This is a genomic window from Streptomyces sp. NPDC051243, from assembly GCF_044455405.1.
Lineage (GTDB): Bacteria > Actinomycetota > Actinomycetes > Streptomycetales > Streptomycetaceae > Streptomyces.
Window position 1 is genome coordinate 1 of sequence record NZ_JBITES010000015.1, and the last position, 26,341, is coordinate 26,341.

22 protein-coding genes are annotated in these 26,341 nt (G+C 71.7%); 8 read left to right on the forward strand and 14 right to left on the reverse strand.

Annotated features, from left to right (window positions below; translation table 11 throughout):
* Positions 1-338 precede the first annotated feature (338 nt).
* Complete coding sequence (locus ACIBAG_RS33220) at positions 339-1,577, reverse strand: glycosyltransferase family 39 protein (RefSeq protein ID WP_399110245.1); 1,239 nt, start codon at positions 1,575-1,577, stop codon at positions 339-341.
* Between the two features lie 228 nt (positions 1,578-1,805).
* Between ACIBAG_RS33220 and ACIBAG_RS33225 the strand changes: the two genes are divergently transcribed.
* Positions 1,806-3,686 (forward strand): protein kinase, encoded by a 1,881-nt coding sequence (locus ACIBAG_RS33225; protein ID WP_399110247.1) that lies wholly within the window; start codon positions 1,806-1,808, stop codon positions 3,684-3,686.
* A 33-nt stretch (positions 3,687-3,719) separates the two neighbouring features.
* Here ACIBAG_RS33225 and ACIBAG_RS33230 read toward each other — a convergent pair whose 3' ends face one another.
* The 4 genes from ACIBAG_RS33230 to ACIBAG_RS33245 form a co-directional block, all read right to left on the reverse strand.
* Complete coding sequence (locus ACIBAG_RS33230) at positions 3,720-4,190, reverse strand: DUF6099 family protein (protein WP_399110581.1); 471 nt, start codon at positions 4,188-4,190, stop codon at positions 3,720-3,722.
* A gap of 319 nt (positions 4,191-4,509) precedes the next feature.
* Positions 4,510-4,836: a nucleotide pyrophosphohydrolase gene (locus ACIBAG_RS33235; protein WP_399110248.1), complete on the reverse strand. Its 327-nt coding sequence runs from the start codon at positions 4,834-4,836 to the stop codon at positions 4,510-4,512.
* Positions 4,833-5,954 (reverse strand): AAA family ATPase, encoded by a 1,122-nt coding sequence (locus ACIBAG_RS33240; protein WP_399110250.1) that lies wholly within the window; start codon positions 5,952-5,954, stop codon positions 4,833-4,835. Before ACIBAG_RS33240 ends, ACIBAG_RS33235 begins: the two co-directional genes overlap by 4 nt.
* Positions 5,955-6,503: 549 nt before the next feature.
* Entirely contained in the window at positions 6,504-6,893 is a 390-nt protein-coding gene (locus tag ACIBAG_RS33245; protein WP_399110252.1) for a cell division protein SepF, read from the reverse strand.
* 253 nt (positions 6,894-7,146) lie between these two features.
* On the opposite strand from ACIBAG_RS33245, the gene ACIBAG_RS33250 reads away from it, so the two are divergent.
* Positions 7,147-11,193 carry a molybdopterin-dependent oxidoreductase gene (locus ACIBAG_RS33250; RefSeq protein WP_399110254.1) on the forward strand — a complete coding sequence of 1,349 codons (4,047 nt, stop codon included), beginning with the start codon at positions 7,147-7,149 and terminating at the stop codon, positions 11,191-11,193.
* Positions 11,194-11,299: 106 nt separating this feature from the next.
* Entirely contained in the window at positions 11,300-13,012 is a 1,713-nt protein-coding gene (locus ACIBAG_RS33255; protein WP_399110582.1) for a hypothetical protein, read from the forward strand.
* On the opposite strand, the gene ACIBAG_RS33260 is transcribed toward ACIBAG_RS33255, so the two are convergent.
* Positions 12,990-13,508 carry a YceI family protein gene (locus ACIBAG_RS33260; RefSeq protein ID WP_399110256.1) on the reverse strand — a complete coding sequence of 173 codons (519 nt, stop codon included), beginning with the start codon at positions 13,506-13,508 and terminating at the stop codon, positions 12,990-12,992. The two genes, ACIBAG_RS33255 and ACIBAG_RS33260, sit on opposite strands and share 23 nt — an antisense overlap.
* A gap of 117 nt (positions 13,509-13,625) precedes the next feature.
* Here ACIBAG_RS33260 and ACIBAG_RS33265 point away from each other — a divergent pair, with 117 nt between their 5' ends.
* Positions 13,626-14,183: a MarR family winged helix-turn-helix transcriptional regulator gene (locus tag ACIBAG_RS33265; protein ID WP_399110258.1), complete on the forward strand. Its 558-nt coding sequence runs from the start codon at positions 13,626-13,628 to the stop codon at positions 14,181-14,183.
* Between the two features lie 63 nt (positions 14,184-14,246).
* Here ACIBAG_RS33265 and ACIBAG_RS33270 read toward each other — a convergent pair whose 3' ends face one another.
* Entirely contained in the window at positions 14,247-15,017 is a 771-nt protein-coding gene (locus tag ACIBAG_RS33270; protein ID WP_399110260.1) for a carbonic anhydrase, read from the reverse strand.
* 187 nt (positions 15,018-15,204) lie between these two features.
* Between ACIBAG_RS33270 and ACIBAG_RS33275 the strand changes: the two genes are divergently transcribed.
* From ACIBAG_RS33275 to ACIBAG_RS33285, 3 genes are all read left to right on the forward strand, one after another.
* Positions 15,205-15,699, forward strand: a complete 495-nt coding sequence (locus ACIBAG_RS33275) for a DUF6174 domain-containing protein (protein WP_399110262.1) — start codon at positions 15,205-15,207, stop codon at positions 15,697-15,699.
* A 212-nt stretch (positions 15,700-15,911) separates the two neighbouring features.
* Positions 15,912-18,965 (forward strand): FAD-binding and (Fe-S)-binding domain-containing protein, encoded by a 3,054-nt coding sequence (locus ACIBAG_RS33280; protein WP_399110263.1) that lies wholly within the window; start codon positions 15,912-15,914, stop codon positions 18,963-18,965.
* A gap of 26 nt (positions 18,966-18,991) precedes the next feature.
* Entirely contained in the window at positions 18,992-20,797 is a 1,806-nt protein-coding gene (locus tag ACIBAG_RS33285) for a thiamine pyrophosphate-requiring protein (protein ID WP_399110264.1), read from the forward strand.
* A gap of 24 nt (positions 20,798-20,821) precedes the next feature.
* On the opposite strand, the gene ACIBAG_RS33290 is transcribed toward ACIBAG_RS33285, so the two are convergent.
* From ACIBAG_RS33290 to ACIBAG_RS33320, 7 genes are all read right to left on the reverse strand, one after another.
* Positions 20,822-22,573, reverse strand: coding sequence for a complex I subunit 5 family protein (locus tag ACIBAG_RS33290; protein WP_399110266.1), 1,752 nt, complete (start codon positions 22,571-22,573; stop codon positions 20,822-20,824).
* Complete coding sequence (locus ACIBAG_RS33295; RefSeq protein WP_399110268.1) at positions 22,573-22,923, reverse strand: NADH-quinone oxidoreductase subunit K; 351 nt, start codon at positions 22,921-22,923, stop codon at positions 22,573-22,575. Before ACIBAG_RS33295 ends, ACIBAG_RS33290 begins: the two co-directional genes overlap by 1 nt.
* A gap of 7 nt (positions 22,924-22,930) precedes the next feature.
* Positions 22,931-23,671 (reverse strand): MnhB domain-containing protein, encoded by a 741-nt coding sequence (locus ACIBAG_RS33300; protein WP_399110270.1) that lies wholly within the window; start codon positions 23,669-23,671, stop codon positions 22,931-22,933.
* The gene (locus ACIBAG_RS33305) at positions 23,668-23,934 is read right to left on the reverse strand and encodes a Na(+)/H(+) antiporter subunit B (protein WP_399110271.1); all 267 of its coding nucleotides are present in this window, start codon (positions 23,932-23,934) and stop codon (positions 23,668-23,670) included. The genes ACIBAG_RS33300 and ACIBAG_RS33305 overlap by 4 nt, the downstream gene beginning before the upstream one ends.
* Positions 23,927-24,379: a monovalent cation/H+ antiporter complex subunit F gene (locus ACIBAG_RS33310; protein ID WP_399110272.1), complete on the reverse strand. Its 453-nt coding sequence runs from the start codon at positions 24,377-24,379 to the stop codon at positions 23,927-23,929. The genes ACIBAG_RS33305 and ACIBAG_RS33310 overlap by 8 nt, the downstream gene beginning before the upstream one ends.
* The gene (locus ACIBAG_RS33315) at positions 24,376-24,558 is read right to left on the reverse strand and encodes a hypothetical protein (protein ID WP_399110274.1); all 183 of its coding nucleotides are present in this window, start codon (positions 24,556-24,558) and stop codon (positions 24,376-24,378) included. The genes ACIBAG_RS33310 and ACIBAG_RS33315 overlap by 4 nt, the downstream gene beginning before the upstream one ends.
* Positions 24,559-24,645: 87 nt before the next feature.
* Complete coding sequence (locus ACIBAG_RS33320; RefSeq protein WP_399110276.1) at positions 24,646-25,068, reverse strand: CBS domain-containing protein; 423 nt, start codon at positions 25,066-25,068, stop codon at positions 24,646-24,648.
* Positions 25,069-25,289: 221 nt separating this feature from the next.
* Between ACIBAG_RS33320 and ACIBAG_RS33325 the strand changes: the two genes are divergently transcribed.
* On the forward strand, positions 25,290-26,309 hold the full coding sequence (locus ACIBAG_RS33325; protein ID WP_399110277.1) for an SDR family oxidoreductase: 1,020 nt from the start codon (positions 25,290-25,292) through the stop codon (positions 26,307-26,309).
* Positions 26,310-26,341 lie beyond the last annotated feature (32 nt).

Sequence of the window (26,341 nt, forward strand, 5' to 3'; positions counted from 1 at the left end):
GCCCTCGTACTGGTTGTACGTGGGCTTTCGCCCGGTGCGGCGAGAGTGCGTGCCAGGCGTCGCGGGGCAGGCGGGACTTTGCGGACACGGCCTAGTGCATCCGTTCCGCAGTGGGAACTTTCGGTCGACGTCGAGGATCTGGACAGCGTCGCCGTACGCGCGCAGAAACACGGCCAAGACTCGGCCACCTGGTCCGACAAAACCGATCGTCGTGTTGTGCGGTTGAGCAGCCCGGAGGGACTGACATTCCTGGTTCGCTGCCTTGAGCAGTGACTCGGCCGTCGATCAGGCGGTGCTCGCATCCTGGCCCAACCCGGCGGACCTATGTGGTCACAGCACTAAACGCGGCTGCGCGGGCGGGGATTGTTGCCCGATGCGCTCGCCGAGGTGTCTGTGCTGCGCGACGAAAGGAACCCGCAGCCCGCGAGGACCGCGAACACCGGCATGAGAGGGAAGCGGAAGCGGTCCCAGGTCGGGAAGAGGCACCAAAGCGCCGTGTAGAACACGAGGAAGCCACCGAGCAGTGACAGCGCCTGCCGTCTACGGCGCCCCAGTGCGAGGGCTCCCACGCAGGCCACCGCCATGAGCGACCAGTACACGAGGTCAGCGGCCCGCTGCCACCGGCGGTAGGTTTCCGGCGACCAGTCCCCGTGGATGTGCAGCCAGCGGAACGGGGTCTCATTGCCGCTGTACAGCCCGGCGATCCTCGACGGCGCCTCTGCCACGAGTCTGCCCGGATGTTCCGACCAGAACTCGAAGGCCAGGTCGGTGCCCATCTGATCGCGTACCACCTCGTCGTCGGTGCGCAGCAATGGGTTGTCCGCCGGATCACTCGACCACCAGTAACCGGATGTGGTCCGCGTCCCCTGATAGAGGTTGATGCCGCCGTTGGTCGAGACCGGCACCGGCGAGCCCAGCACAACCGCGTTCCGCGACGTCCACGGAGCGATGACCACCGACATCGCCAGGGTGAACGCCACGGTGTGGAGCAACGCTCTGCGCAGGGCGCACCGGCGCAGCAACTCAATGAGGAGCAGTGCCGGCGGGAAGACGAGAAGGGTCGGGCGAACCAGGCAGGCGAGTCCGGCCAGGGCGCCCGCCACGGCGAACCGCGACGAGCCCTCCGCACCGGCCAGCACCAGTAGCATCGCGACGACAAGCACGGTGAAGGTCTGTTCCGAGCCCAGTTGGGAATCCCAGGCCCAGCCGGACGGCAGAAGCGTGTACGCCACACCGGCGGCGACCGCGACCCGCAGGTCGCCGGTCAACCGATGGGCGAGCACCGTGACGAGTGCGGCGGTAACCGCGGAGAGCACCGTCTGCAAAACGAGCCCCGCTGCCACCGAAGGGCCGGTGAACCGGAAAATCACGGAGAGGGTGAAAGGCCATCCCACGGGCCAGAACGCTGTGGGTTCCCCGTTCCCCTGTACATAACCGAGGCCGTCGGCGAGACGGGTTGCCGCGTTGAAATACCAGGCGTAGTCACTGGACGGGTCCGGATGAACAGCCGCGATCCACGTGCCACGAATCGCCAGGTTCACTGCGGCAATACAGGCTGCCGCCAACCACAGTCGCACCCCAACTCCCGCGCATTTCCTTCCGACTTTCCTTCCAGCCACCCCCGTTCCACCCTGGCGCAATGCGAAATCCCCCTTCATTCAACCTCCTTTCCTCAACCCAGCGTAGCGAATTTTGTCCGGAATTCTTCTATTTGCGGATCTATGGGAGGCAATCTAACCTTATAGGGGGTTACTCGGGGTGACGGTGGGCCTTCCGTGTACCGGAAACGCCTTGGAGGTGCTGCTGTGTCACCGACGGATGACGGCGTCGGCCGCGTCATCGCGAGGCGGTATCGCCTGGTCCGCAGGCTCGGCGCCGGCGGCATGGGGAGAGTCTGGCTCGCCATCGATCTCGATCTGGCATGCGAAGTGGCCGTCAAGGAGATGGCCTTGCCACCGGGTGTGTCCGAGCAGGAACTGACCGCCCGAATCGCGAGGGTCCGCGGAGAAGCCCGACTCGCCGCCAGCCTGCGCGGCCATCCGCACGCCGTCACCGTGCACGACGTCTTCGAGGAGGACAGCCTGCCGTGGATCGTCATGGAGTATGTCCCGGGAGCCGTCGACCTGTATGAGCTCGTGCGAGCCCAGGGGCCGTTGTCGAGGCCTGAGGTCACACAGATCGGACTCGGCGTACTGGACGCGCTGACTGCCGGTCACCGGCTCGGCATCCTCCACCGGGACGTCAAACCGGCCAACATCCTGGTCACTCGTGAGCCACGCCCCACGACCCCGGGCAGGTACCGGATCGGCCGAGTGCTTCTGACCGACTACGGGATCGCGCTGCGCCCGGACTCCGGAGAACCCAGACTCACGGCCGACTCCCGCATCATCGGAACGCCCGGGTTCCTGGCTCCGGAGAGGGCCCGCGGATCGCCTCCGAGCCTGGCGGCCGACCTCTTCTCACTGGGCGCCACACTGTACTTCGCCGCGGTCGGGGAGGGGCCGTTCGACCGTGACACGGAAGTCTCCACACTGACCGCGCTGCTCTTCGAGGAGCCCCGGGAAATGCACCTGACGGGGGAGCTGGAGCCTGTCCTGCGCGGCCTTTTGCAAAAGGATCCGGCCCGGCGCATGAACGGCACCGAGGCGACGGTTCTTCTCGAAGGGCTTCCCGGGGACGGCCCAGCGAAGGCCGCACCGGACACCCACCCGCCCACACAGCGGGTGGAGCGGCCGGCGCCTTCCCCAGCCGATCGCCCTCCACCGACCGCTCCACAGCAGGACGGGAGGGCACCGGGGAGGGGTCCGCGGAGCGAACCGGTGGTCGAGCCGGCCGGGGAACCGGAGCCGTCCGGGAAGAAGCCGACAGCCACCGTCATCGCCGTGGCGGCTGCTGCGGTGCTGATCGTCGGCGGTGGCGTATGGGCGGCGACCGCGCTGCTCGGGAGGGGGGCGGAGGACCAGGCGGAACAGCCGACTCCCACCGGGAGCATGCCGTATGGAGACCAGGTCGAGCTCAGCCGCGCACTGCGGCCCGGCGAGTGCGTTTCGGCGGCCTGGGACGAAGGCAAGTTCAAAGGGCTTCCTCGCCTCGCCCTGGTGGACTGCGTCAAGGAGCACGAAGAAGTGGACGCGCAGGTCGTGCGGAAGGATGCGGCGAGTTCCCTCGAAGATGCCCAGCAGAACGGGCCCGAACGCTGCGAGTCACTGCTGCGTGAGACCGTGGACAGCCTCGCCGACGCCCATCCCTTCTCACTGGTACCCAGCGAGAAGGGATGGGACCGCGGCGTCCACGACACCGCATGCCTGGTCTTCAACAAGAGCGTCGCCCTCAAGGGTGAGGTAGGCGGTTACAGAGCCGTCGGTGAAGAGGTCTACCTCCAGAACATCTCGGTCGGCGACTGCCTGAACTGGAGGAAGGAAAGGACCTATTATTCCGCTTTCCTGGCCGACTGCGATGCTCCGCACGACGAAGAGGTCGTAGGTTTTGTCAGGGCTCCCGACGGCATGGGATTCAAGAAGGCGATCGACGAAGCGCCCGTGCTCTGCTCGAACACCTATCAAGCGGAGGTGAAGAGCCAGGAGTACGGCCTTGACGCCTGGTACCTGCTGGAGGATTCCTGGGACCAAGGGTTTCGATACATCATGTGCGCGTTGCAGCGCACCGACAAACAGAAGCTCCCCTGACCCTGTCCTGAGACACCAGTGCACACCGGGGCCTCAGCCCGCCTCCCTCTCCGCCAAAACCTGATCCCGGTCCGCCAGTCTTCGCAGCATCTCCACCACGCGGTCCCGGGACTCGTCCGCCGCGTCGATCGCCTCCATGCACTGCCAGTACGTCGTCTCGTCGTCCGCCGCGCTGGCCATGCCCACCAGGGCGATGCCCACCTCCCCGAGCAGGCTTCCCAGGTGCATCAGTGCCTGGCGTGCGTCCCCCAACTCCGTGAGCTGGGCGGCGCGTAAGTCGGCCTCGGCGAGATCCGGCGCCTCCAGCACTCCGCAGCCACGCCCCGCCAGTTCCGTCAATCCCAGGGCCTCGCCGCGCAGTTCCGGTGGGCCGAAGACCGCCAGCCGACTCCCTATCGCCTGGGCCAGGGCCTGCGCCTGCCACACCTCGGTCATGGTTTCCGGCACGCCCCCACTACCGGCCAGCGCACGCCTGCTCGTCACGATGAGCCGCACCGCGTCCATCCGCTGTCCCCGTCTGTCGGGACGCGCTGCCCACGCGTCCACCCGAACTCCCTTGTCCACTACCCAGAGTGAAGGGCTCTGAGACGAAAAGCCAGAGGAAGACGGAAATCTCTGGACAACTTTTCGGCTACGGGCGCTGAAATTAATACGGAGCGTGAAAGTGGACGGATCTCCTCCCATGCCGGACGGTGAACCTCCGAGCGGTGCACGGTGAACCTCCGAGCGGTGGAAGGTGAACCTCCGAGCGCCGGGCGGTGGGCCGCCGAGCACCGGGCGGTGAACCTCCGAGCGCCGTAAGCCGCCCCTGCACGCGACCTCCCTACGGCGCCGGAAATCTCCGCTCGTTGCGGTCGATCTTCGCGTCCAGCGCCGCGAGCGGATCGATCCCGAGCACCTCGCACAGCTGCAGCAGATACGCCAGGACGTCCGCGACCTCGTCCGTCACCCGCTCCGCGGTCTCCGCGTCGTCCATGACCCGCGCCGACTCCTCCGGCGTCAACCACTGGAAGATCTCCACCAGTTCGGACGCCTCGACGCTCAGCGCCGCGACGAGGTTCTTCGGCGTGTGATACGGCTGCCAGTTGCGCGCGGCGGCGAACTCGGCCAGCCTGCGCTGCAGCTTGGCCACGTCAAGAGGTTCGGTCACGGCTCCAGGTGTACCACCGTCACCCCGTCCGCCTCCGCCAACCCCGAGGCGTCGCTCACCGCCCCGACGACCCGGATGTGTCCGCGCTCGCACATCCGCGCCGCCAGCCGCACCACCTCCGCCCGCTGCCCGGGGTCCAGGCCCCGATCCAGCCCGTCGGCGAGCACGGTCAACGTCTGCATGGCCTCCGGCACCTCGCCCACCGGGTCGACCTCCAGCACCCCGGGCCCGGTCAGCAGCACCAGCGACAGCGCGAGATACCGCAGCTCACCGTCGCCCAGCCGGCCGAGCTCCGTGCGGACCCCGTCCCCGCGGTCGAGCAGCGCCCGCACCGTCCCGTCGCCCAGCACCTCCGAGGCCACATCCGCCACCGGCCCGGCACACCCCGCCCGTACCGCGGCCACCAACTGCGCATGCCGCCGCCCGCACTCGACCCGGGTCCGCCACAGCACATCGGCGAGGTTGTCGCAGCCGCCGAGGAGGCGACCGGAGCCGACCGGCACCCGGCCTCGCATCCGGTCGGGCCGCGGGTCGCAGGCGAAGACCGACCGTAACGCCACGACCATCTGCTCCGCGGCGGCGAGCACGCGCCGCTGCCCGTCCGTCTTGCCCGCCACGCGCAGCGGCAGCAGCGCCGTGCCGAGCCGGTCGTCGGGCAGGGGCGCCCGGGTCACCGGCGACTGACCGGCCGTGTGCCAGGCGGCCTGCACCCAGGGCCGGCTCGGATCGCGCAGGGCCGTCTGCAGCAGCACCACGCCGTCCGCGCTCAACCGCTCCCCGACGATGCGGAGTTCGGGCTCGGCCTGCACGGCGACATCGAGCCGGACCGGCCCTTGGGGACCGTCGGCGGTACAGCCGATCCGAAAGCCCCGCCGGCGCTGGGCATCGGGCCGGGCCCGCTCGGGCACACAGCCGACCGGATCGGGGAACGCCTCACCGAGCCCGATACCGCCGGCGAGCCGCGCCAGCGCCTCGTACGCCCGCAAGGCACTCGACTTCCCGCACCCGCTCGGCCCGGCGAAGAGCGTGAACGGCCCGAGCGGCAGCGCCACCCGCCGATGCCCGGCGAACGCGGACAGCCGAAGCTCGGTGAGGTGGGACCGACCGGAGCGCACCACATGCGGCTCACCAGCAGAGCGCGCCGCAGATCGCTCACCACCGGGGCGCACCGCAGACGACCCCCCACCGGGGCGCACCGCGGACGACGCCCCACCGGGGCGCACCGCAGACGACCCATCACCGGGGCGCACCGCAGACGACCCATCACCGGGGCGCACCGCGGACGGCTCACCACCGGGGCGCACCGCGGACGACCCCCCACCGGGGCGCACCGCAGACGACGCCCCACCGGGGCGCACCGCAGACGGCTCACCACCGGGCCGTTCCCGCGGCGGCGGGGAGACCCCACGGCCTTCCCCCGACGGCAGGGAGACCCCACCGCCCTCCCCCGACGGCAGGGAGACCCCACCGCCCTCCCCCGACGGCAGGGAGACCCCACCGCCCTCCCCCGACGGCAGGGAGACCCCACCGCCTTCCCGGGACGGCGGGAAAACGGCACCAGACGCAGATGACACGGTCATTCCCGGACCGTAGGACCGCCGCCGTCAGACGAACCGTTCCACCCCGGGACCCTTCCTACGATCGAGGGACCGCCCGGCCGGCGCGCCTCAGGTGCCGGGCACCCCCGCACCCTCCATCAGCCCGCTCACCTCGGTCCCCGGAGGGGTCAGCAGGAACACGTTCCGGTCCACCCGGTGCATCCCGCTCCCCAGTCCGAAGACGACACCCGTGCTGAAGTCCAGCACCCGCTTGGCGACGTCGTTCTCCGCCCCGGTCAGATCCAGCAGCACCGGAATCCCCGCCATCAGCGTCTCGGCGACCTCACGGGCGTCCCCGAACACATTGACCCGCAGGACGACGAAGCGGCGACGCGGCTCGGTCTCCGCTTCCGGCATCGCACGGTGATCCACCGCTGACGGCCAGGCGTCGCGGCCGCGCAGCGGCACGACCTGGGCGAGCCCCTCCCACTGTTCATCGGTGACGTCGTGGCTGTTCACCGGCTCCCCCCGCCCTGACTCGCCTTCATTGCCTGCACCTGCCAATTCTTACGCCAAGTCACCCGTTCGGCCCAACAGCGACACGGTGCGCGACCGCCTCACACCCCGCTCATCGCGCCCCCGCGCCCCCTCACATCGGACATCGGGCGGCTGTGTGGCCGACGTAACTCCTCATGATCAAGGGATGTGACATCGACGTAACGGGCAATTCGTACGCTCGGGGCACACCCCGGCCGCAGGAGAAGGGCAGCACGTGACCTCGACCACCTCCACGACTCAGGTCAGGACGGTCTGCACGTACTGCGGGGTCGGCTGCGGAATCCTGCTGGACGTCGGGATGGGGCCCGACGGTCGGCGTACGGTCCTGAAGGCCTCCGGTGACAAGGCGCACCCGGCGAACGCGGGACGGCTGTGCACGAAGGGCGCGACGACGGCGGAGATGCTGGCCGCGCCCGGGCGGCTGACGACCGCGCTGGTCAGGGGTGAGCGGGGCGAGGAGGCGGTGCCCGCGCCGATGGCCGACGCCATCGCCGAGACCGCCCGCCGGCTGCGCGCGATCATCGACGAGCACGGGCCGGACGCGGTGGCCTTCTATGTCTCCGGGCAGATGAGCCTGGAGGCGCAGTACCTGTCCAACAAGCTGGCCAAGGGGTTCGTGCGGACGAACCAGATCGAGTCGAACTCGCGGCTGTGCATGGCGAGCGCCGGCATGGGTTACAAGCTGTCCCTGGGCGCGGACGGGCCGCCCGGGTCGTACGAGGACTTCGACCGCGCCGACGTCTTTCTCGTCATCGGCTCCAACATGGCCGACTGCCATCCCATCCTCTTCCTGCGGATGATGGAGCGGGTCAAGGCGGGTGCGAAGCTGATCGTGGTCGATCCGCGGCGCACTGCCACCGCCGCCAAGGCCGATCTGTTCCTGCAGGTCAAGCCGGGGACGGACCTCGCACTGCTCAACGGCCTGCTGCACCTGCTGGTCGAGAACGGCCACACCGACCCCGACTTCATCGCCGACCGCACCGAGGGCTGGGAGGCGATGCCAGGGTTCCTCGCCGACTACGCCCCGGCCGCCGTGGCGGAGATCACCGGCATCGACGAGAACGACCTGCGCGCCGCCGCCCGGCTGATCGGTGAGGCCGGCGAGTGGATGAGCTGCTGGACGATGGGACTCAACCAGTCCACGCACGGCACCTGGAACACGAACGCCCTCGTCAACCTGCATCTGGCCACCGGGGCCATCTGCCGGCCGGGGTCCGGCCCGTTCTCCCTCACCGGGCAGCCCAACGCCATGGGCGGGCGCGAGATGGGCTACATGGGGCCGGGGCTGCCGGGGCAGCGGTCGGTCGCCGTCGAGGCCGAGCGGGCCTTCGTCGAGGAGCTGTGGGAGCTTTCGCCGGGGACCCTGCGCGCCGACGGGGTCGGCAAGGGCACCGTGGAGATGTTCCGGAAGATGGCCGACGGCGAGATCAAGGCCTGCTGGATCATCTGCACCAACCCCGTCGCCTCGGTCGCCAACCGCCGTACGGTCATCGAGGGTCTTGAGGCCGCCGAGTTCGTCGTCACGCAGGACGTCTTCGGTGAGACCGAGACCAACGCGTACGCCGACGTCGTCCTGCCCGGCGCCATGTGGACCGAGGGCGAGGGCGTCTTCGTCAACAGCGAGCGCAATCTCACCCTGACCGCGCCGGTGGCGGACCCGCCGGGCGAGGCGATGGCGGACTGGCGGATCATCGCGGCCGTCGCGTGTGCGATGGGGTACGAGAAGGGGTTCTCGTACGACAGTGCCGAGGACGTCTTCGAGGAGATACGGCGGGCCTGGAACCCGGTGACCGGCTGGGATCTGCGCGGGGTGACGTACGAGCGGCTGCGGGCCACGCCCGTGCAGTGGCCGGCCGCCGATGTGGAGGGTCCGGAGCGCAATCCGATCCGGTACGTCGACGCGGACGGCGGGCTGCGGTTCCCGACCGCGAGTGGGCGGGGCGTCTTCCACGCTCGGCCGCACCTGCCGGCCGCCGAGATGCCGGACGACGACTATCCCTTCGTACTGAACACCGGGCGGGTGCAGCATCAGTGGCACACGCTGACCAAGACGGGGAAGGTCGGCAAGCTCAACAAGCTGAACCCGGGGCCGTTCGTGGAGGTGCATCCCGAGGACGCGCGTGCGCTGGGGATCGCCGACGGGGACCGGGTGGAGGTCGCCTCGCGGCGGGGGCGGGCGGTGCTGCCGGCGGTGGTGACCGAGCGGGTGCGGCCGGGCGGCTGTTTCGCGCCGTTCCACTGGAACGACCTGTTCGGGGAGTATCTGAGCGTCAACGCGGTGACCAGCGACGCGGTGGATCCGATCTCCTTCCAGCCCGAGTTCAAGGTGTGCGCCGTGTCGCTGGCCAAGGTCCATGAGCCGGCCTCGGCGGAGCCCGCCGAGGTGATCGTCCCGACCGCAGTCACCCCGACCGCCGTCACCCCGGGCGCCAACCCCTTCGGGCTCGAGCCCGCCCCGCCGCCCGTCCTGACCGCGCAGGAACGCCTCTATCTGACCGGCTTCCTGGCCGGCATCGAGACCGGCGCGCCCGGCATCCCTGTCCTGCCGCCGGACGCGCCCTTCAGCCCCGAGCACGCGATGTGGGTCAACGGCGTACTCGCCGGGATGTACTCGCGATCGGCGGGCGAGCCCGCCGCGACACGCCAGCCCGGCCGCGAGGTCGTCGTGCTGTGGGCCTCGCAGACCGGCAACGCCGAGGAGTTCGCCACCAGCACCGTCGAGCGGCTCGGCGCGGCAGGACACCGGACCACGCTGGTCGGCATGGACGAGGCCGACGTCGGCACGCTCGCGCGTACGGCCGACCTGCTCTTCATCACGAGCACCTTCGGCGACGGCGACGCGCCCGACAACGGGTCCGGCTTCTGGGACACGCTGTCCGCCGAACAGGCTCCGCGGCTGGAGGGCGTGCGGTACGCCGTGCTCGCCTTCGGTGACTCCTCGTACGACGACTTCTGCGGACACGGCCGCCGCCTCGACGCGCGGCTGGACGAACTGGGCGCGGTGCGCCTGGCTCCCCGTACCGACTGCGAACCGGACTACGAGCCGTCCGCCGGGGCGTGGCTCGACCAGGTCCTCACGGCGCTGGCCGGCACCGACGCCCCCGCCGTCGGGAACCCGAAGGCCGAGCCCGCCGCGCGTCCCGCCAGGCCCGCCCCCACCACCGCCCGCCTCGTCGGCAACCGGCTGCTCAGCCTGCCCGGCGCGGGCAAGGAGGTGCGGCGCTTCACCTTCGACACGAGCGGGACCCCGCTCACGTACGAGGCGGGCGACGCGCTCGGCGTGCGGCCGGTCAACTCGCCCGCGCTGGTGGCGGAATGGCTGGCGGTGACCGGCGTGGACGGGGCAACGGCCGTGGAGCTGGACGGCGTCGGTGAAGTCACCTTCAGCGAGGCCCTGTACCGGCATCTCGACATCACGAAGATCACCCCGGACCTGCTCCGCTTCGTCGCCGAACGCGTCCGTGACGACCGGGAGCTGCGCCGCCTGCTGCGACCGGACAACAAGGACGGGCTGGCGCAGTGGAGTTGGGGGCGGCAGGCCGTGGACGTCCTCGCCGAGCACCCCGTACGGGCGGGTGCCGAGGAATGGGCCGGTGTGCTGAGGAAGCTCCAGCCGCGGCTGTACTCGATATCGTCCAGCCCGCTCGTCGACCCGCACAGCGTCTCGCTGACGGTCTCCGTCGTGCGGTACGAGAACCTGCACGGCCGGCCGCGCGGGGGCGTCTGCTCGCCGTTCCTCGCCGACGCCGAGCCGGGCACCGAGGTGCCGGTCTTCGTGCAGCGCTCCCCGCACTTCCGGCCGCCCGCCGACGCCTCGACGCCGATGGTGATGGTCGGCCCCGGCACGGGCGTCGCGCCGTTCGTCGGCTTCCTGCAGGAGCGGCGCGCGCTCGGGCACCGGGCGCCCAACTGGCTGTTCTTCGGCGAGCAGCACCGGGCCAGCGACTTCTACTACGAGGACGAGCTGACCGCGCTGCTCGACGAAGGCACCCTCGCCCGCCTCGACACCGCCTTCTCCCGCGACCAGCGCAACAAGGTGTACGTCCAGGACAGGATGCGCGAACACGGCCCGGAGCTGTGGCGCTGGCTGCAGGACGGCGCCCACTTCTACGTCTGCGGGGACGCCTCGCGCATGGCCAAGGACGTGGACCAGGCGCTGAGGGACATCGCGGTCACGCACGGCGGGCTGGCGCAGGACGAGGCGTCGGCGTACGTGAAGCAGCTGGCGGCGGCGAAGCGGTACGTCCGGGACGTCTACTGACGGCCCTCGCGAGGGCTGAGGTCTCTTCTCACCCGCCTCACACCGGACTCTTCACCTCCGGCGGCACCCCCTTCACCAGGCCTGATTACGGTCCGGTGCCGTGCAGTTGACAGAACAGCGGCTGGTGACGCCCGCCCTTCGGACACGCCCCGCGGCGCCCGCCGCCCCGGAACCCCCCGCCCAGTGGCACCGCGTCCTGACCCTCCTCGCGGACGTCAGCCTGTTCATCGGCACGCGGGCGACCTGGACACAGGCGGCGAGCCACCGTCTCATCGTGGCCGCCGCCATCACGGCGTGCTACGCCTCGATCCTGGTCTGCGGGGTGCTGGCGCTGGTCGTACGGCGGGCGAGGTCGCTGGCGCGGCTGGACCTGTGTGTCCTGGTGACCGCCGTTGCGCTGACGCTGTGCGCGTGGGCGATGAACCACGCGGGCAGCGACGAGGCGATCCTCACCACCCAGGCAGCCCGTGAACTGGTCGCCGGGCACCCCGTCTACGGGCAGCCCTGGCCCTGGCTCTTCGGTCACGGCGTCGCGCTCACCCCGACGGTGACGGGCGGCTACGACTTCACCTACGGCTATCCGCCCCTGGCCCCGCTGCTGACGGCCCCGCTGCTGTGGCTGGGGCACGGGGGCACGCCCGCGACAGCGGTGAGCACTGCGGCCCTCGTCGCCGGGGCCGTCGCGCTGTGGCGGGCACTGCCCACGCCGTGGCGGTCGGCGGCGACCATGGTGTGTCTCGGCTTCGGGTTCCTGCCGTCGTACGGCCGCCTCGGTTATCCGGCGATCGTGGCGCTGGCCCTGCTGGTGCCGGTGGTGGTGCGGTGGCCGCGGATCGGGCGGGGCGGGCGGCTGGGGGCGTCCGGGATGGCGCGCGCGGCGTGTCTGGGGGCGGCGTGCGCGGCCCAGCAACTGCCGTGGTTCGTGGCGCCGTTCCTGCTGGCCGGGAGCTACGCCGTGCGGCGCGGGGAGCTGGGCGGGCGGGCGGCGGCGCTGGTGGTGGGGAGGTTCGCCGGGGCGGCCGGGGTCGTATGGCTTCTGGTGAACACGTACTTCGTCGTCAGCGAACCGGGGACCTGGATCCGGGGCATAGCGCTGCCGCTGACGCAGGACGCGGTGATCCACGGGCAGGGCGTGGTCGGGATCTCCCTGTACTTCACCGACGGCAGCGACCGGCTGGACTGGTACTCCCACGCGAGCATGCTGCTGGCGGCGGGACTGCTCGCGCTGTTCGTGCTGTTCGTACGGCGGTTGGGGCCCGCGGCGACGGTGCTGCCATGGTGCGCGTTCTTCGTGGCGACCCGGTCGCAGGACGGCTACTACCTGATGATGACGCCGCTGTGGCTGGCGGCGGCCGTCACCGCGCCCGCGTCGGAGTTCACCACGGCCTGGCAGCCGCGCCCGCGGGTACTCGCCGGGAGACCGGCACGGATCGCGGCGGCCGTTGTGCTGCTCACCCCGGCCCTGGCGAGCGTGGCGTGGGCCGCGACGGGGACGCCTCCGCTGGGCATGCGGGTGACGTCGGTCCGGTGGGCGACGCCGACTGCCGTGGCCCGGCTGGACGTCGAGGTCCGCAACACGGGCGCCGCCGCGCTCGCGCCCCACTTCACGCTCACCACGGGCCAGGGCATGAACGCGTACTGGACGGTCGTCCGGGGCCCGGCCACGCTGCCCGCACACGCGGCGGCGCGCTATGAACTCCGGCCGCCCGCGGGCCGGTTCCCGCTGCCCCGTCCGGGCGTACGCATCCGGCTGCGGGCCTTCACGGCCGTACCGCAGACGCTGTCGAGTGCCGACGTCAGGCTGTCGCGGTCCGGGTGAAGCGGAGCGTGGCGGCGACCGTGGCGTGGCCGCGCATCATGCCGAGCTGGTTCCAGCCCATGCCGAACTGCTCGCGGTCCACGGTGAACTCGGCGTCCAGGGTGAGCGCTTCGGCGTCCGCGCCGACGAGGCGGGCGGTGAAGGACTTGGGGCGGCTGATGCCGCGGGCGGTGAGCTGGCCGACGACGTGCACGCCGTCGCCGTCGCGGAGTTCGGCGCTGCGGACCGAGAAGGTGATCTCGGGGTGGTTGGCGGCGTCGAAGAAGTCGGCGGAGCGCAGGTGCTCGTCGCGCTTGGCGTTGCGGGTGTCGAAGGAGGCGACGTCCAGGGTGATCGTGCCCACGGATGAGCCGTCGGGCCGCACCTCGCATTTGCCGGTGACGGCGGCGAAGGTGCCCTTCACGTTGACCAGGCCCCACATGGTCCGGTGCCGGACGGTGACGGTGGTGGCGGCGGGGTCGAGCTGCCACAGGCCTGTTTCCACGGCGACGGTCATGATCGGTCTCCTGGTGTCGTTCAAATTTGGATGACTGCGACGAGACCGCACGCTAGCCCATAATCCAAAACTGAACAACCCTGTCGTCCAAAAATGAACGACAGGTAGGATCGAGCCATGTCCGCCGCACAGGAACACCCCGCCGACCAGCTCGAATGCCCCTCCGCCCAGGGCGGCGGTCTGCTCCCGCCGGAACTGCGCGGATGGATGCTGCTGCTGGCCGCGACGGGGGCCGTGGAGCAGCAGCTGCGGACCGTCGTCAAGGAGCGGCTGGACGTCTCCCACGACGAGTTCCTCATCCTGTGCCTGCTGGCCGAGCAGCCCCCGGCGGGCAGCCTGCGCATGACCCGGATCGCCGAGCTCCTCGGCCGCCCCAAGACCCGGCTCACCTACCAGATCGCCTGCCTGCAGCACGCCGGCCTCGTCACCCGCAAGTCGGTCTGCGGGGACAAGCGCGGCGTCGAGGTGGCCCTGACGGAGAAGGCGCGCCGGCTGCTGACGGAGTCCTCGCAGGCACTCGGCGAGACGGTCAAGGCGGCCCTCGCGCGCTTCGTGGGGGCGGAACAGCGGGAGGCGCTGTGCCATCTGCTGCCGGATCTCGCCGTGGAGGCGGGGCGGGAGGACGCGGGGCGGGAGGACACGGGGCGGGAGGAGGCGGGGCGGGAGGAGGCGTAGACCGGCCGGACGGGTGACGCGGAGGACGACCGGCCGCCCCCGACAGCGGCCGGTCGTCCCCGGTCAGGCGACGGGCGCCCCGGAGAGGACCTCCACCCGGCCGGTGTCCAGCGAGTAGTAGGCGCTGACGACGGCCAGGTCGCCCTTCTTCACCAGCCGGGCGAGATCGGCGCTTCTGCGCAGTTCGGCGGCGGTCTGCTGGGCGTGGACACGGATCATGGCGTCGACGGGGTCGGCGTGCTTCTCCCTGGCCACCGCCTCGTAGGCCGGGCGCAGCGTCTCGACGATCGACTGCAGGTTGCCCGGCAGCGGCTTGCGGTCCTTCAGTGCCTGGTACGCCGCCTTGACCGCACCGCAGCTCTGGTGTCCGAGGACCAGGATCAGCGGGGTTCCCGAGGTCACGGGACCGTACTCGACGGAACCGGTGACCACCGGGGCCACCACCTGACCGCCGGTGCGTATCACGAACAGGTCGCCGAGGCCGGTGTCGAAGACCATCTCCGGCGGCACCCGGGAGTCGATGCACGACACTATGACGCCGTACGGGTCCTGCTCCGCGGCGACCGACTCGCGCCGGTCGACACCCTGGTTGGGGCGCTGGAGCGTGCCGGCCACCCAGCGCGTGTTGCCCTCCAACAGCCGCGCGTACGCGCCCCGGGCCGTAGTAGGGGGCGCTTCGGCGGACGACGACGGAGTGGCCGCCGCGCCCACGACCGTCGCCTTCGACGCCGAGCCGCCGTCCGACTTCGACGAACAGCCGGTGATCAAGGCCGCGGAGGCCACGAGACCTCCGGTGAGAACGGCTCGGCGCTGCGGTCGCGAGACACTGCCCATGGCACTCTTCCCTTCTGGGTGTTCTCCCTGGTGGGGCGGGTGATGCCACTGTTGCGAGGCGGCGGTTAACGCCCGTACAGGGCTGATGCAGCGCACGAGAAGGACACGTCCACATCACGGAGAGTGGCCCGAACGTTCAGCGGGTGGTCGGCGTCATAGCGGTAGCCGTGTCGAAGGGACTGCCGCCATGACCTCCATGACCGCCGTGAACTCCGGGAATCTCACAGCCCGTTCCGTGTTCCGGGCCGTAGTGCTCGGGGGGCTGCTCTGCGCGCTCGCCGCCTGCGGTACCGAGACCGCCCCGCGGCAGGAGCCCCAGCGGCTCGCGACCGCCTCGTGGCAGGAGCCCGCCGCGTACACGTACACGCTTCAATCGAGCGAAGGGGAACGGGCGTTGATCGGCACCTTCCGGATCACGGTCCGCGACGGCGCCGTGGTCGAGGCGGTGGGCCTGGACGACAGCGGCCGACGCGTGGTCGAGGACGTCCCCGACGCGGTGCCCACCATCGGGGAACTCCTGGGCGAGTTGGAGGGGGCACGGCGGGACGGCGCGGACGAGGCCGAGGCCAGGTACACGGCCGACGGGCGTCCGGTGCGGATCTCCCTGGACTGGGAGAAGAACGCGATCGACGACGAGGCTCTCTACGTCATCAGCGCCTACGAGGCGGCCGCCAGGAGCTGACCGGGCAGGACGGCATCGTGGGTGCGTGCGGTCCGCTCTGCGAGGGCCTTCAGGGGCGTGTCTCCGGGTGCGTGCCGGGTCAGCGGGGTGAACGAGTTGTCCGGCCGGCGATCGATCTCCCGTAATCGACGCCCTTCCGCCGTTACCCGCCCCTCACCGGGGTACCCGGGTGGCCGTACCGGACACTGACCGTACGCGCCCGGAGGCAGACGATGAGCAAGCGCGCCCTCGGAGCACCTCCCGATGGCCTTGTGCCCGCGCTGCGGGCCGAGGTCGACGCCGAGGTCCGCTTCGACGGCGGCAGCAGGGCCGCCTACTCGACGGACGCCTCCAACTACCGGCAGGTACCCCTCGGCGTGGTGGTGCCGCGGAGCGTCGATGCCGGCGCCCGCGCCGTGGAGGTGTGCGCGCGGCACGGCGTCCCGGTCACCTCCCGGGGCGGCGGCACGAGCCTGGCCGGGCAGGCGACGAACTCCGGCGTGGTGATCGACTGGAGCAAGTACTGCGACGCCCTGGTCTCCGTCGACCCCGAGGCGCGTACGTGTGTGGTGGAGCCGGGCATCGTCCTCGACGAGCTCGACCGGCAACTCGCCGACCACCACCTGAAGTTCGGGCCCAAGCCCTCGACGCACAGTCACTGCTCCCTGGGCGGGATGGTCGGCAACAACGCGTGCGGGGCGTCCGCGCAGGCGTACGGCAAGACCGTGGACAACGTGCGTCGGCTGGAGGTGCTCACCGCGGACGGGCTGCGCATGTGGGTGGGGCCCACGACGGCGGCCGAGCGGGCGCGGATCGTCGCCGGGGGAGGTCGCGCCGCCGAGCTCCACGCCGGGCTGGAACGCCTCGTCACCGAGTACCTGGGCGACATCCGGCGCGGCTTCCCGAAGCTGCCGCGCCGGGTCTCCGGCTACAACCTCGACTCACTGCTGCCGGAGAACGGCTTCGACGTCGCCCGCGCCCTGGTCGGCAGCGAGGGCACCCTGGTCACCGTCCTGCACGCCGAGCTCGACCTGGTGCCGGTCCCTCCGTACGAGTCGTTGCTGGTCCTCGGCTACGACGACATCTGCCGGGCCGCCGACGACGTACCGCACCTGCTGGAGCACTGCTCCCCCACCCAACTGGAGGCCCTCGACGGACGGATGGCCCAGCTGATGCGCGAGGAGCACGCCTACCTCGACTCCCTCGCCACTCTTCCGGAGGGCGACAGCTGGCTGCTGCTGCAGTTCAGCGGGGACAGCCGGGAGGACGTCGACGAGCAGGCGCACGCGCTGCTGGCGGCCGTCGGGCGAGCCGAACAGGACGCCTCGGTCGCCTTCTCCGACGACCCGGCACGCGAGCGCCGGATGCTCAGGGCCCGGGAGGCCGGGCTCGGGGTGACCGCGCGCCCGCCGGACGACCGGGAGACGTGGGAGGGCTGGGAGGACTCCGCCGTACCGCCCGACCGGCTGGGCGACTATCTGCGCGACCTGAAGCGGCTGTTCGCGGAGTTCGGCTACGGCCACCCGTCCCTGTACGGCCACTTCGGGCAGGGCTGTGTGCACACCCGGATCCCCTTCGGGCTGACCTCGGCCACCGGCGTGGCGGACTTCCGCCGCTTCCTGGAGCGGGCCGCGGACCTCGTGGCCTCCTACGGCGGCTCGCTGTCCGGCGAGCACGGTGACGGCCAGGCCCGGGGTGAGCTGCTGACCCGGATGTTCGGCGAACGGCTCGTGACGGCCTTCCGGGAGCTGAAGTCGCTGTTCGACCCCGGCGATCTGATGAACCCGGGCAAGGTCGTCGACCCGAACCCGGTCGACGGGCAGCTGCGTCTGGGCCCCGCCTGGCGCCCGACCGCGTCGCGCACCCACTTCGGATATCCGGAGGACGAGCACTCCTTCAGCCGGGCGGTGCTGCGGTGCGTGGGCATCGGCAACTGCCGTTCGCGGCAGGGCGGGGTGATGTGTCCGTCCTACCGGGCCACCCTGGAGGAGGAGCACTCCACACGCGGCCGCGCCCGGCTGCTCTTCGAGATGCTCGACGGGCACCCCGACCGGGCGGTCGGCGACGGCTGGCGCTCGACCGAGGTACGCGACGCCCTCGACCTGTGCCTGGCCTGCAAGGGCTGCAAGTCGGACTGCCCGACGGGCGTGGACATGGCCACCTACAAGTCCGAGTTCCTCGCCCACCACTACGCGCGCCGCCTGCGCCCGGCCGCCCACTACTCGATGGGCTGGCTGCCGCTGTGGGCTCGGCTGGCGGAACACGCACCCCATGTGGCCAACAGTCTGCTGCGCGCCCCGGGCCTCGGCCGGGCCGGGCGGCGGCTCGCGGGAGTGGATCCCGCCCGGCAGGCTCCGGTCTTCGCCGAGCGGACCTTCCTGCGTTGGTGGCGTGCCCTCGGCACCGAGCCGCCCGACCCGGCCGACCCGGCGACGGTGCTGTTGTGGCCGGACACCTTCAGCAACCACTTCCACCCGTCCGTGGCGATCTCCGCGGTACGGCTCCTGGAGGACGCCGGCTTCCGGGTCGCCGTACCGCGGGCACCCGTCTGCTGTGGACTGACCTGGATCTCCACCGGTCAGCCGGCGATCGCGAAGCGGGTGCTGCACCGCACCCTGCGGACCCTGAGTCCCTACCTCGACGCGGGCACCCCCGTCGTCGGCCTGGAACCCTCCTGCACCGCCGTCCTGCGCTCCGACGGCCCCGAACTGCTCCCCGACGACCAGGACGTACGGCGGCTGGCCGAGCGGACCCGCACCTTCGCCGAACAGCTCGTCCATCACGCGCCCGACGGCTGGCGCCCGCCCCGGCTGTCCCGTGCGGCGACCGTGCAGACGCACTGCCACCAGCACGCGGTCCTGGGGTTCGACGCCGACCGCGAGCTGATGCGCCGCGCCGCTGTGGACGCCGACGTCCTCGACGAGGGCTGCTGCGGTCTGGCCGGCAACTTCGGCTTCGAACGCGGGCATCACGAAGTCTCCATGGCGATCGGCGAGTTGGGCGTACTGCCCGCCGTGCGGGCCGCCCCGCCCGGCGGCCTGGTGCTCGCCGACGGCTTCAGCTGCCGTACCCAGATCGAGCAGGGCGACACCGGGCGCCGCGCCCTGCACCTCGCCGAGGCACTGTCCCTGGGCCTCGACGGGAACCTGCCCTCCGACCATCCCGAACGACTGGCCCGCCGTACCGACCCTCCGTCCCGCGCCGCCCGCTGGGCGGCCGGCGCGGGTGCGGCCGCGCTGACCGGTGCGGCCGCCGCGGGAGTCGCAGCACGTCTGCGCCGCTCCTGACCGACCACCCCGGAAGGATCCCGATCATGTCGACGAAGGTCTCCGACCACCTCCTGCAGCGGCTGCGCGAATGGGAGGTGGAGCACGTCTTCGCCTACCCCGGCGACGGCATCAACGGGCTGCTCGCCGCCTGGGGCCGGGCGGAGGACAAACCCCGGTTCATCCAGTCCCGGCACGAGGAGATGTCCGCGTTCGAGGCCGTCGGTTACGCCAAGTTCTCCGGCCGGGTCGGCGTCTGCGCGGCCACCTCCGGACCCGGCGCCATCCACCTGCTCAACGGCCTGTACGACGCGAAGCTCGACCATGTGCCCGTCGTCGCGATCGTCGGCCAGACCAACCGCAGCGCGATGGGCGGCTCCTACCAGCAGGAGGTCGACCTGCTGAGCCTCTACAAGGACGTCGCCTCGGACTTCTGCGAGATGGTCACCGTCCCCGAACAGCTGCCCAACGTGCTGGACCGGGCGATCCGGACCGCCGTGGCGCGCCGCTCGGTGACCGCCGTGATCATCCCGGCGGACGTCCAGGAACTCGACTACTCGGCGCCCGAGCACGCCTTCAAGATGGTCCCCTCCAGCATGGGCATGCCCCACTACGCCCCGGTACCGGACGACGAGGACCTGCGACGGGCCGCCGACGTCCTCAACTCCTGCGGAAAGATCGCCCTGTTGATCGGGCAGGGCGCGCGCGGGGCCCGGGCGGAGGTGCAGGCGGTCGCCGACCGGCTCGGCGCCGGCGTCGCGAAGGCGCTGCTGGGCAAGGACGCCCTGGACGACGATCTGCCGTATGTCACCGGCGCGATCGGCCTGCTGGGCACCCGGCCGTCGTACGAGATGATGATGGAGTGCGACGGCCTGCTCGTCGTCGGCTCCAGCTTCCCCTACAGCCAGTTCCTGCCGGAGTACGGCAAGGCGCGGGCCGTGCAGATCGACGTCGACCCGCACATGGTCGGCCTGCGCTACCCCTTCGAGGTCAACCTCGTCGGCGACGCCGCCCGCACCCTGCGCCGGCTGCTGCCGCTCCTCGACCCGGTCGAGGACTCCTCCTGGCGCAAGAAGATCGAGGACAACGTGGCCCGCTGGTGGGAGGTCATGGAGCGGCGGGCCACCGTCGAGGCCCGGCCGATAAACCCTGAGTACGTCTTCCACGCGGTCGACGATCTGCTGCCGGAGAACGTGATCCTGAGCGCGGACTCCGGGTCGGCGGCCAACTGGTACGCCCGGCACCTGAGGCTGCGCGGCGAGATGCGCGGCTCGCTGTCGGGCACCCTGGCCACGATGGGGCCGGGCGTGCCGTACGCCATCGGCGCGAAGTTCGCGCACGGCGACCGGCCGGCGATCGCCCTGGTCGGTGACGGGGCGATGCAGATGAACGGCATGGCCGAGCTGATCACCGTCGCCAAGTACTGGCAGGAGTGGACGGATCCGCGGCTGATCGTCGCCGTCCTCAACAACCAGGACCTCAACCAGGTCACCTGGGAGATGCGCGCCATGTCGGGCGCCCCGCAGTTCCTGCCCTCGCAGGCCATCCCCGACGTCGCCTACGCCGACTTCGCCCGCTCCGTCGGTCTGACCGGCGTGCGGGTCGAGAAGCCGCAGGACGTGCGGGGCGCCTGGGAGACCGCGCTGGCGTCCGACCGGCCCTGCGTCCTGGACTTCGTCACCGACCCCGCCGTACCGCCCATCCCGCCGCACGCCACCCTCGACCAGATCGAGGCCGCGGCGGCCTCCGTCCTCAAGGGCGACAGCGACCGCGCGGCGATGGTCAAGCAGGGTTTCAAGGCGAAGGTCCAGGAGTTCCTGCCGGGGCGTCGCCATGACGCCCACCGGCCGTGACGGGTCCCTGAGTACGGCTGTCGCTCAGCCGCCCAGCACCCCCGGCAGCGTCAGCGCCCCGAGTGCCGTGGCGCCCAGGAGCAGCCACGCCACGTAGTCCCCGACGTGCCCGGTCTGGAGGTGGCGCAGGAACCGGGCCAGGGCGGGGGCGGGCGCCCGGTGCGGGTGGAAGACTGCCAGGGCGGCCAGGCCCAGGGCGAGCAGCGTGGCCAGGACGCCGAGGAGGATTCCGGGAGGCGTCCAGTGGACGGGGGCCGGTGCGGCGCCGGAGCCGGCCTCGGTGACGGCGCGGGCCACGTGCTCGCCGAAACCGGGGACCACGCCCACGGCGAGCCCGGCGGTGAGCAGCAGCGCGGGGACGGCCGCCATGGTGTCCGGTACCCGGCGCAGTCTGGCCTCGGTCTCGGGCCGTTCGTCGGCCCCGGTGGTCTCGTAGGCGTCCGATGCGGCGGGGTGGGGGCCGAGCCCCCAGAACACCCGGGCGGCCAGCCGCAGTACGGCGGCGGCGGTGAGCGCCGACGTGACGACGTACAGCGCCGTGAGCGGCCCGGCGACCGTCTCCTCGACGAGCGACTTCCCGAGGGCCGTGCCGAACGGGAACAGCCCGGCGAGCCCGAGCGCGCCCGCCACGACCATGACGCCCACGCCGCGCATTCGGCCGACGGCCCTGCCGTGCAGGGCGAGTTCGTCGACGCTGCCGTACCGGTCGAGGAGTACGCCCGCGCAGGCGAACAGCGCGGCCTTCACTCCGGCGTGCCCGAGGACGTACAGCGCCACCCCGGTGTCCGCCGCCGGGGCCGGCACACCGATGCCGACGAGGAACAGGCCCAGGTGGGCGACCGTGGAGTAGGCCAGCAGCCGCTTGATGTGCCGCTGGTACCAGCACATGACGGCGCCGATCGCCGCCGTGAGGACGCCGAGTGTCACCAGCGCGCGTTCGAGGTCGGCCGCCGGGATGCCGCCCGGCCCGGCGAAGACGGTGGTGTACACCCGCCAGACGCCGTAGACGCCGAGTTCCACCATGACGCCGGACAGCAGCATGCACACCGGGGTGGGGGCGACCGCGTGGGCGTCCGGGAGCCAGAAGTGGAACGGCACGACGGCGGCCTTCACCAGCAGTCCGGTCATCACCAGCACGAACGCCGCGAGGACGAGGGCGTCGGGACCGCCGTGCGCGTCGAGACCGCGGCCGATTCCCGTCATCGACAACGCGCCGGTGCGCGCGTACAGCAGCCCGATGCCCATCAACATCGCGTACGCGCCGAGGGAGTTCACGACGCCGAAGGTCAGGGCGCCCTGCACGGCCTTCGCCTCGTCGATCCGGTAGCCGGTCAACGCGTAGGCGACGACGCTCATCAGCTCGAAGAACACGAACGCGTTGAACAGGTCGCCGGCCAGGGCGAAGCCGCTCATGCCCGCCTGGAACACCAGCATCAGGGCCGGGAAGGAGCCCGCGTGGCGGCGCGGCGGCTCGTCGAAGTAGCGCCAGGAGTACGTGAGGGCCGCGAGTGTCAGCAGTGCGGCGAGGGCGGCCATGCCGAGGGCGGGCCCGTCGCCCACCAGCGTGATGCCGATGCCCGGCCGCCGGCCGCCGACCTGTTCGGTCAGGGGCGGCGAGGAGTGGACCAGCAGCACCACCGCGAGCGCGGCCCCGCCGCCGGAGACCGCGCAGCCGGTGATCTCGGCGGCCCGGCGCGGCAGCCTTCGCCCCGCGGCCACCAGGACGGTGGCGCCGAGCAGGGGCAGCGCGGTGAGCAGCGGGAGAAGATGGCGCATCAGCCGCGCAGTTCCGACAGCTCGTCGGGGTCGACCGTGCCGTGGCGCTTGGCGACCTGGAGGACGAGCGCGAGCAGCAGCGCGGTGACGGTGGCGCCGACGACGATGTCGGTGAGGGCGAGGGCCTGCACGACGGGGTCCACCAACGGCCGGGTGCCGGGCTCCAGATCGGAGAAGACCGGCGCGGTCGCGCCGTCGCGGTAGCCGACGGCCAGCAGCAGGACGTAGGTCGCGGACTGGCACACGGCCAGGCAGCCGACGGCGTGGATCAGGTTGCGGCTGGTCGCGAGGCCGTAACAGCCGGCCAGGAAGATCCATACGGCGATCAGGTACGGGAAGACGTGCGTCATCGGGCGGTCAACTCCCCTGTTCCTCCTCGATCTCGACGGCCTGGTCCAGGAACCGGGCGAGCAGCACCACGACCGCGCTGGTCACCTCCATGCCGATGGCCGCGTTCAGCAGGGGCACGGTGCCGCCGGAGGACAGCGTGTTGAAGGTGCCGTACGGCAGCAGCGTGTTGGCCAGGAAGGCGGTGCCGGCGAGGACGCCCGCGAGTCCGACGACCAGGTAGGCGCAGGTGCCGAGCGCGTCGGTGACCTCGTACGTCCCGATCGGGCGGACGCGTTCGAGGGCCCGGTAGTCGGCGCCGAGGTACAGCAGGTGCAGCGCGGTGGCGGCGACGACGCCGCCCTGGAAACCGCCGCCGGGGCTGAGCTGCCCGTGGGCGACGACGTAGAGGCCGACGACGAGGGCGACGGGCAGCACGAGGAGGGCGTAGCGGCGCACCGGCGGTGCCACCTCGGACGGTTCGGGCGGTTCCCGGTGTTCGTCGCGGGCCTGACGCAGCAGCACCACACAGCCGACGACCGCGGCGAACAGGATGCTCATCTCGCCGAGGGTGTCGTGGGCACGCAGGTCGAAGTTGACGAAGGCGACGGTGTTCGCGGTGTGGCGGTCGAGCGAGGCGCGGACGGCCGCCTCGCCGTAGGGGTGCCACCGCCCGCCGAACGACGGGAGGTCCAGGCAGGCGAGGACCAGCAGCACGGCGAGGCCGGTGCCACCGACGGCCAGCACGGCCAGGCGTACCCGGCGGCTCATCCGTCGCCGCCTTCCTCCCTCGTCCGGGCGCGTCGTTTGACCTTGCGCACGGACAGCATGATCAGCAGCGGGGTGAGGGCCGAACCGACGGCGAGCTGCGACAGACCGACGTCGGGCGCCTGGAGGACGGTGAAGAGCACGGCCAGGACGACGCCCTGCAGGGACAGCACGAGGGCCTGCCGGGACGGGTCACGGGTGGCGACCGCCGCGGTGGCGGTGGCGGCCACCAGGAGGAGGACGACGACGATCACCGCGTCAGCCACCGCGCACCTGCCGGAAGCCGCCCTGGAGGGCCCGGGAGGCGACGAGGTTCCCGCCGATCAGCAGGACGCCGGTCACCAGGAGCTTCACCATCGCCCGGCTCGGGCCGGCGGCCGCGCACACGGCGATCACGACGGCCGCGCTCATCGCGGCCGCCGCCCAGGTCAGGCCGCGTGCCGTGGGTGGGGCCGCCGCGAGTTCGTCGGCGAGCAGCCGGGCGAAGACCAGGGTGCCGACCGGCCCGAGGAGCGCGAGGAGCAGGGCCAGGTCCACGTAGGAAGGGCGGTCGTAGCCCTGGGCGAGCAGGAGCAGGCTCGGGCACGCCACGGCGGTGGTGAGGTTCTGCGCGACCATCCGCCGGGACAGCGGGCCGCTCACCACTCCCCACAGAGCCGCCGTCAGGCCCGCCCCGAGCAGGATCGTCGCGGCCAGGATCCAGCCGTTCAACGTCCCGTCACCGCCCGCCGGCCCGCCCGCGCGGCGATCGCCCCGACGGCTGCGGCGCCCGCGCCGACCAGGACCTCCAGGGCGTCGACCGCGCTGACGAGAACGAGCCACAGCAGACCGAACACGGCCCACCAGGCCGCCAGTTCGGCGGTGGCGGCAAGGGCCGTACGCCGGGTCATGGCCCATCTCCTCTCGACGCCCCTGGCATCCAAACACCGGCGTCACCAGGGGGCGCGGCGGCGCGCAGGCCCATGCGGGGGAACGGGCTACGTGTTGGGCCGGGCGGCGCTGATGTCGCCGAGCGCGGACTTCTCGTCCCGCTCCATCGCCATGTCTCCCAGCGAGACGATGCCGACGGGCTCGTCCTCGGCGCCGACGACGGGCAGCCGCCGGACGGAGTGCTCGCGCATCAGCGCGACCGCTCGGTCGAGGGTGTCGTCCGGGGAGACGGTGACGAGATCATCGCTGCAGGCCCGGGCGACGGTCGTGTTCTCCGGGTCCTCGCCGTCCGCCAAGGACCGGACCACCAGGTCACGGTCGCTCACCAGGGCGCGCAACCGCCCCTCCTCCGTGACCAGTACGGCGCCGACGTCCCGGTCCCGCATCAGCCGCGCCACGGCGCTGACGGACGCCTGCGGTTCCACGGTGACGAGAACGCCGGTCATGATGTCCTGCACCTGCTGGGCCATGACGGCCCCCTTTCCGCTGTCCGACTGTGCCTTTCGGCAGCCGGGTACCCGAGCGCGGGATTCCTCACCTCGTCCGAGGCCACCGGACGCCGGGTGTCCGGCCGGCCGCTTCGGGCGGAGGATCCTCTGTCTTCGAGCGGAGGATCCTCGGTTCTTGAGCGGAGGGCCCTCGGTCTTTCACGGGAGGCATCGGGGGTACCCGCTGAGCGGAAGGAGCCCCCATGTCACAAGTCGTCGTCATCACAGGGGCGAGCGCCGGCATCGGACGCGCGACCGCCCGGCTCTACGCGCGGCGCGGCGCGAGCGTCGCCCTGATCGCACGAGGCCGGGAGGGATTGGAGGCAGCGGCGGCGGAGGTGGCGGAACTGGGTGGCCGCCCGTTCGTCCAGGAGGCCGACATGGCCGACGTCGAGCAGGTCGAGGAGGCGGCCGAGGCGACGGAGAAGGTCCTCGGGCCCATCGACGTCTGGATCAACTGCGCCTTCACCGGTGTGCTCGCGCCCTTCGACGAGATCACCCCGGAGGAGTACCGACGCGTCACCGACGTCACCTACCTCGGCTTCGTCAACGGCACGAGGGCGGCGCTCGCCCGTATGCTCCCGCGCGACCACGGCACGATCGTGCAGGTCGGCTCCGCACTCGGCGAGCGTGCCATTCCGCTGCAGTCGGCCTACTGCGGCGCGAAGCACGCCATCAACGGCTTCACGTCGTCCCTGCGCGTCGAACTGCTGCACCGGGGCAGCGCCGTGCGTCTCACGATCGTCCAGATGCCGGCGGTCAACACCCCGCAGTTCTCCTGGGTCCGCTCACGGCTCCCGCGCCACCCGCAGCCGGTCCCGCCGATCTACCAGCCCGAGGTCGCCGCGCGCGGCGTCCTGCACGCCGCCGACCACCCCGAGCGCAAGCAGTACTACGTCGCCGCCGGCACGGTCGCCACGATCTGGGCCAACCGTCTGGCCCCGGCCCTCCTCGACCGCTACCTGGCCCGCACCGGTTTCGCCGCCCAGCAGACCGATGCCCCCGCCTCGACCGAACCGGACAACCTCTTCACCCCCGCCGACGAACTCCCCGCCACCGACCACGGAGCCCACGGCGCGTTCGACGACCGCGCACACGCCCGCTCCTGGCAGGCGGCGCTCGCCCGCCACCCCGCAGCGGCCGCCGCCACCGCGCTGGGCCTGGCGGCCACGGCGACGGTCCTGCGACGACGTCGCGCGCCCGTCCGTGGCACGTCCTGCTGACCGGACCCGGTCGCGACGGCTCAGCGGCTCAG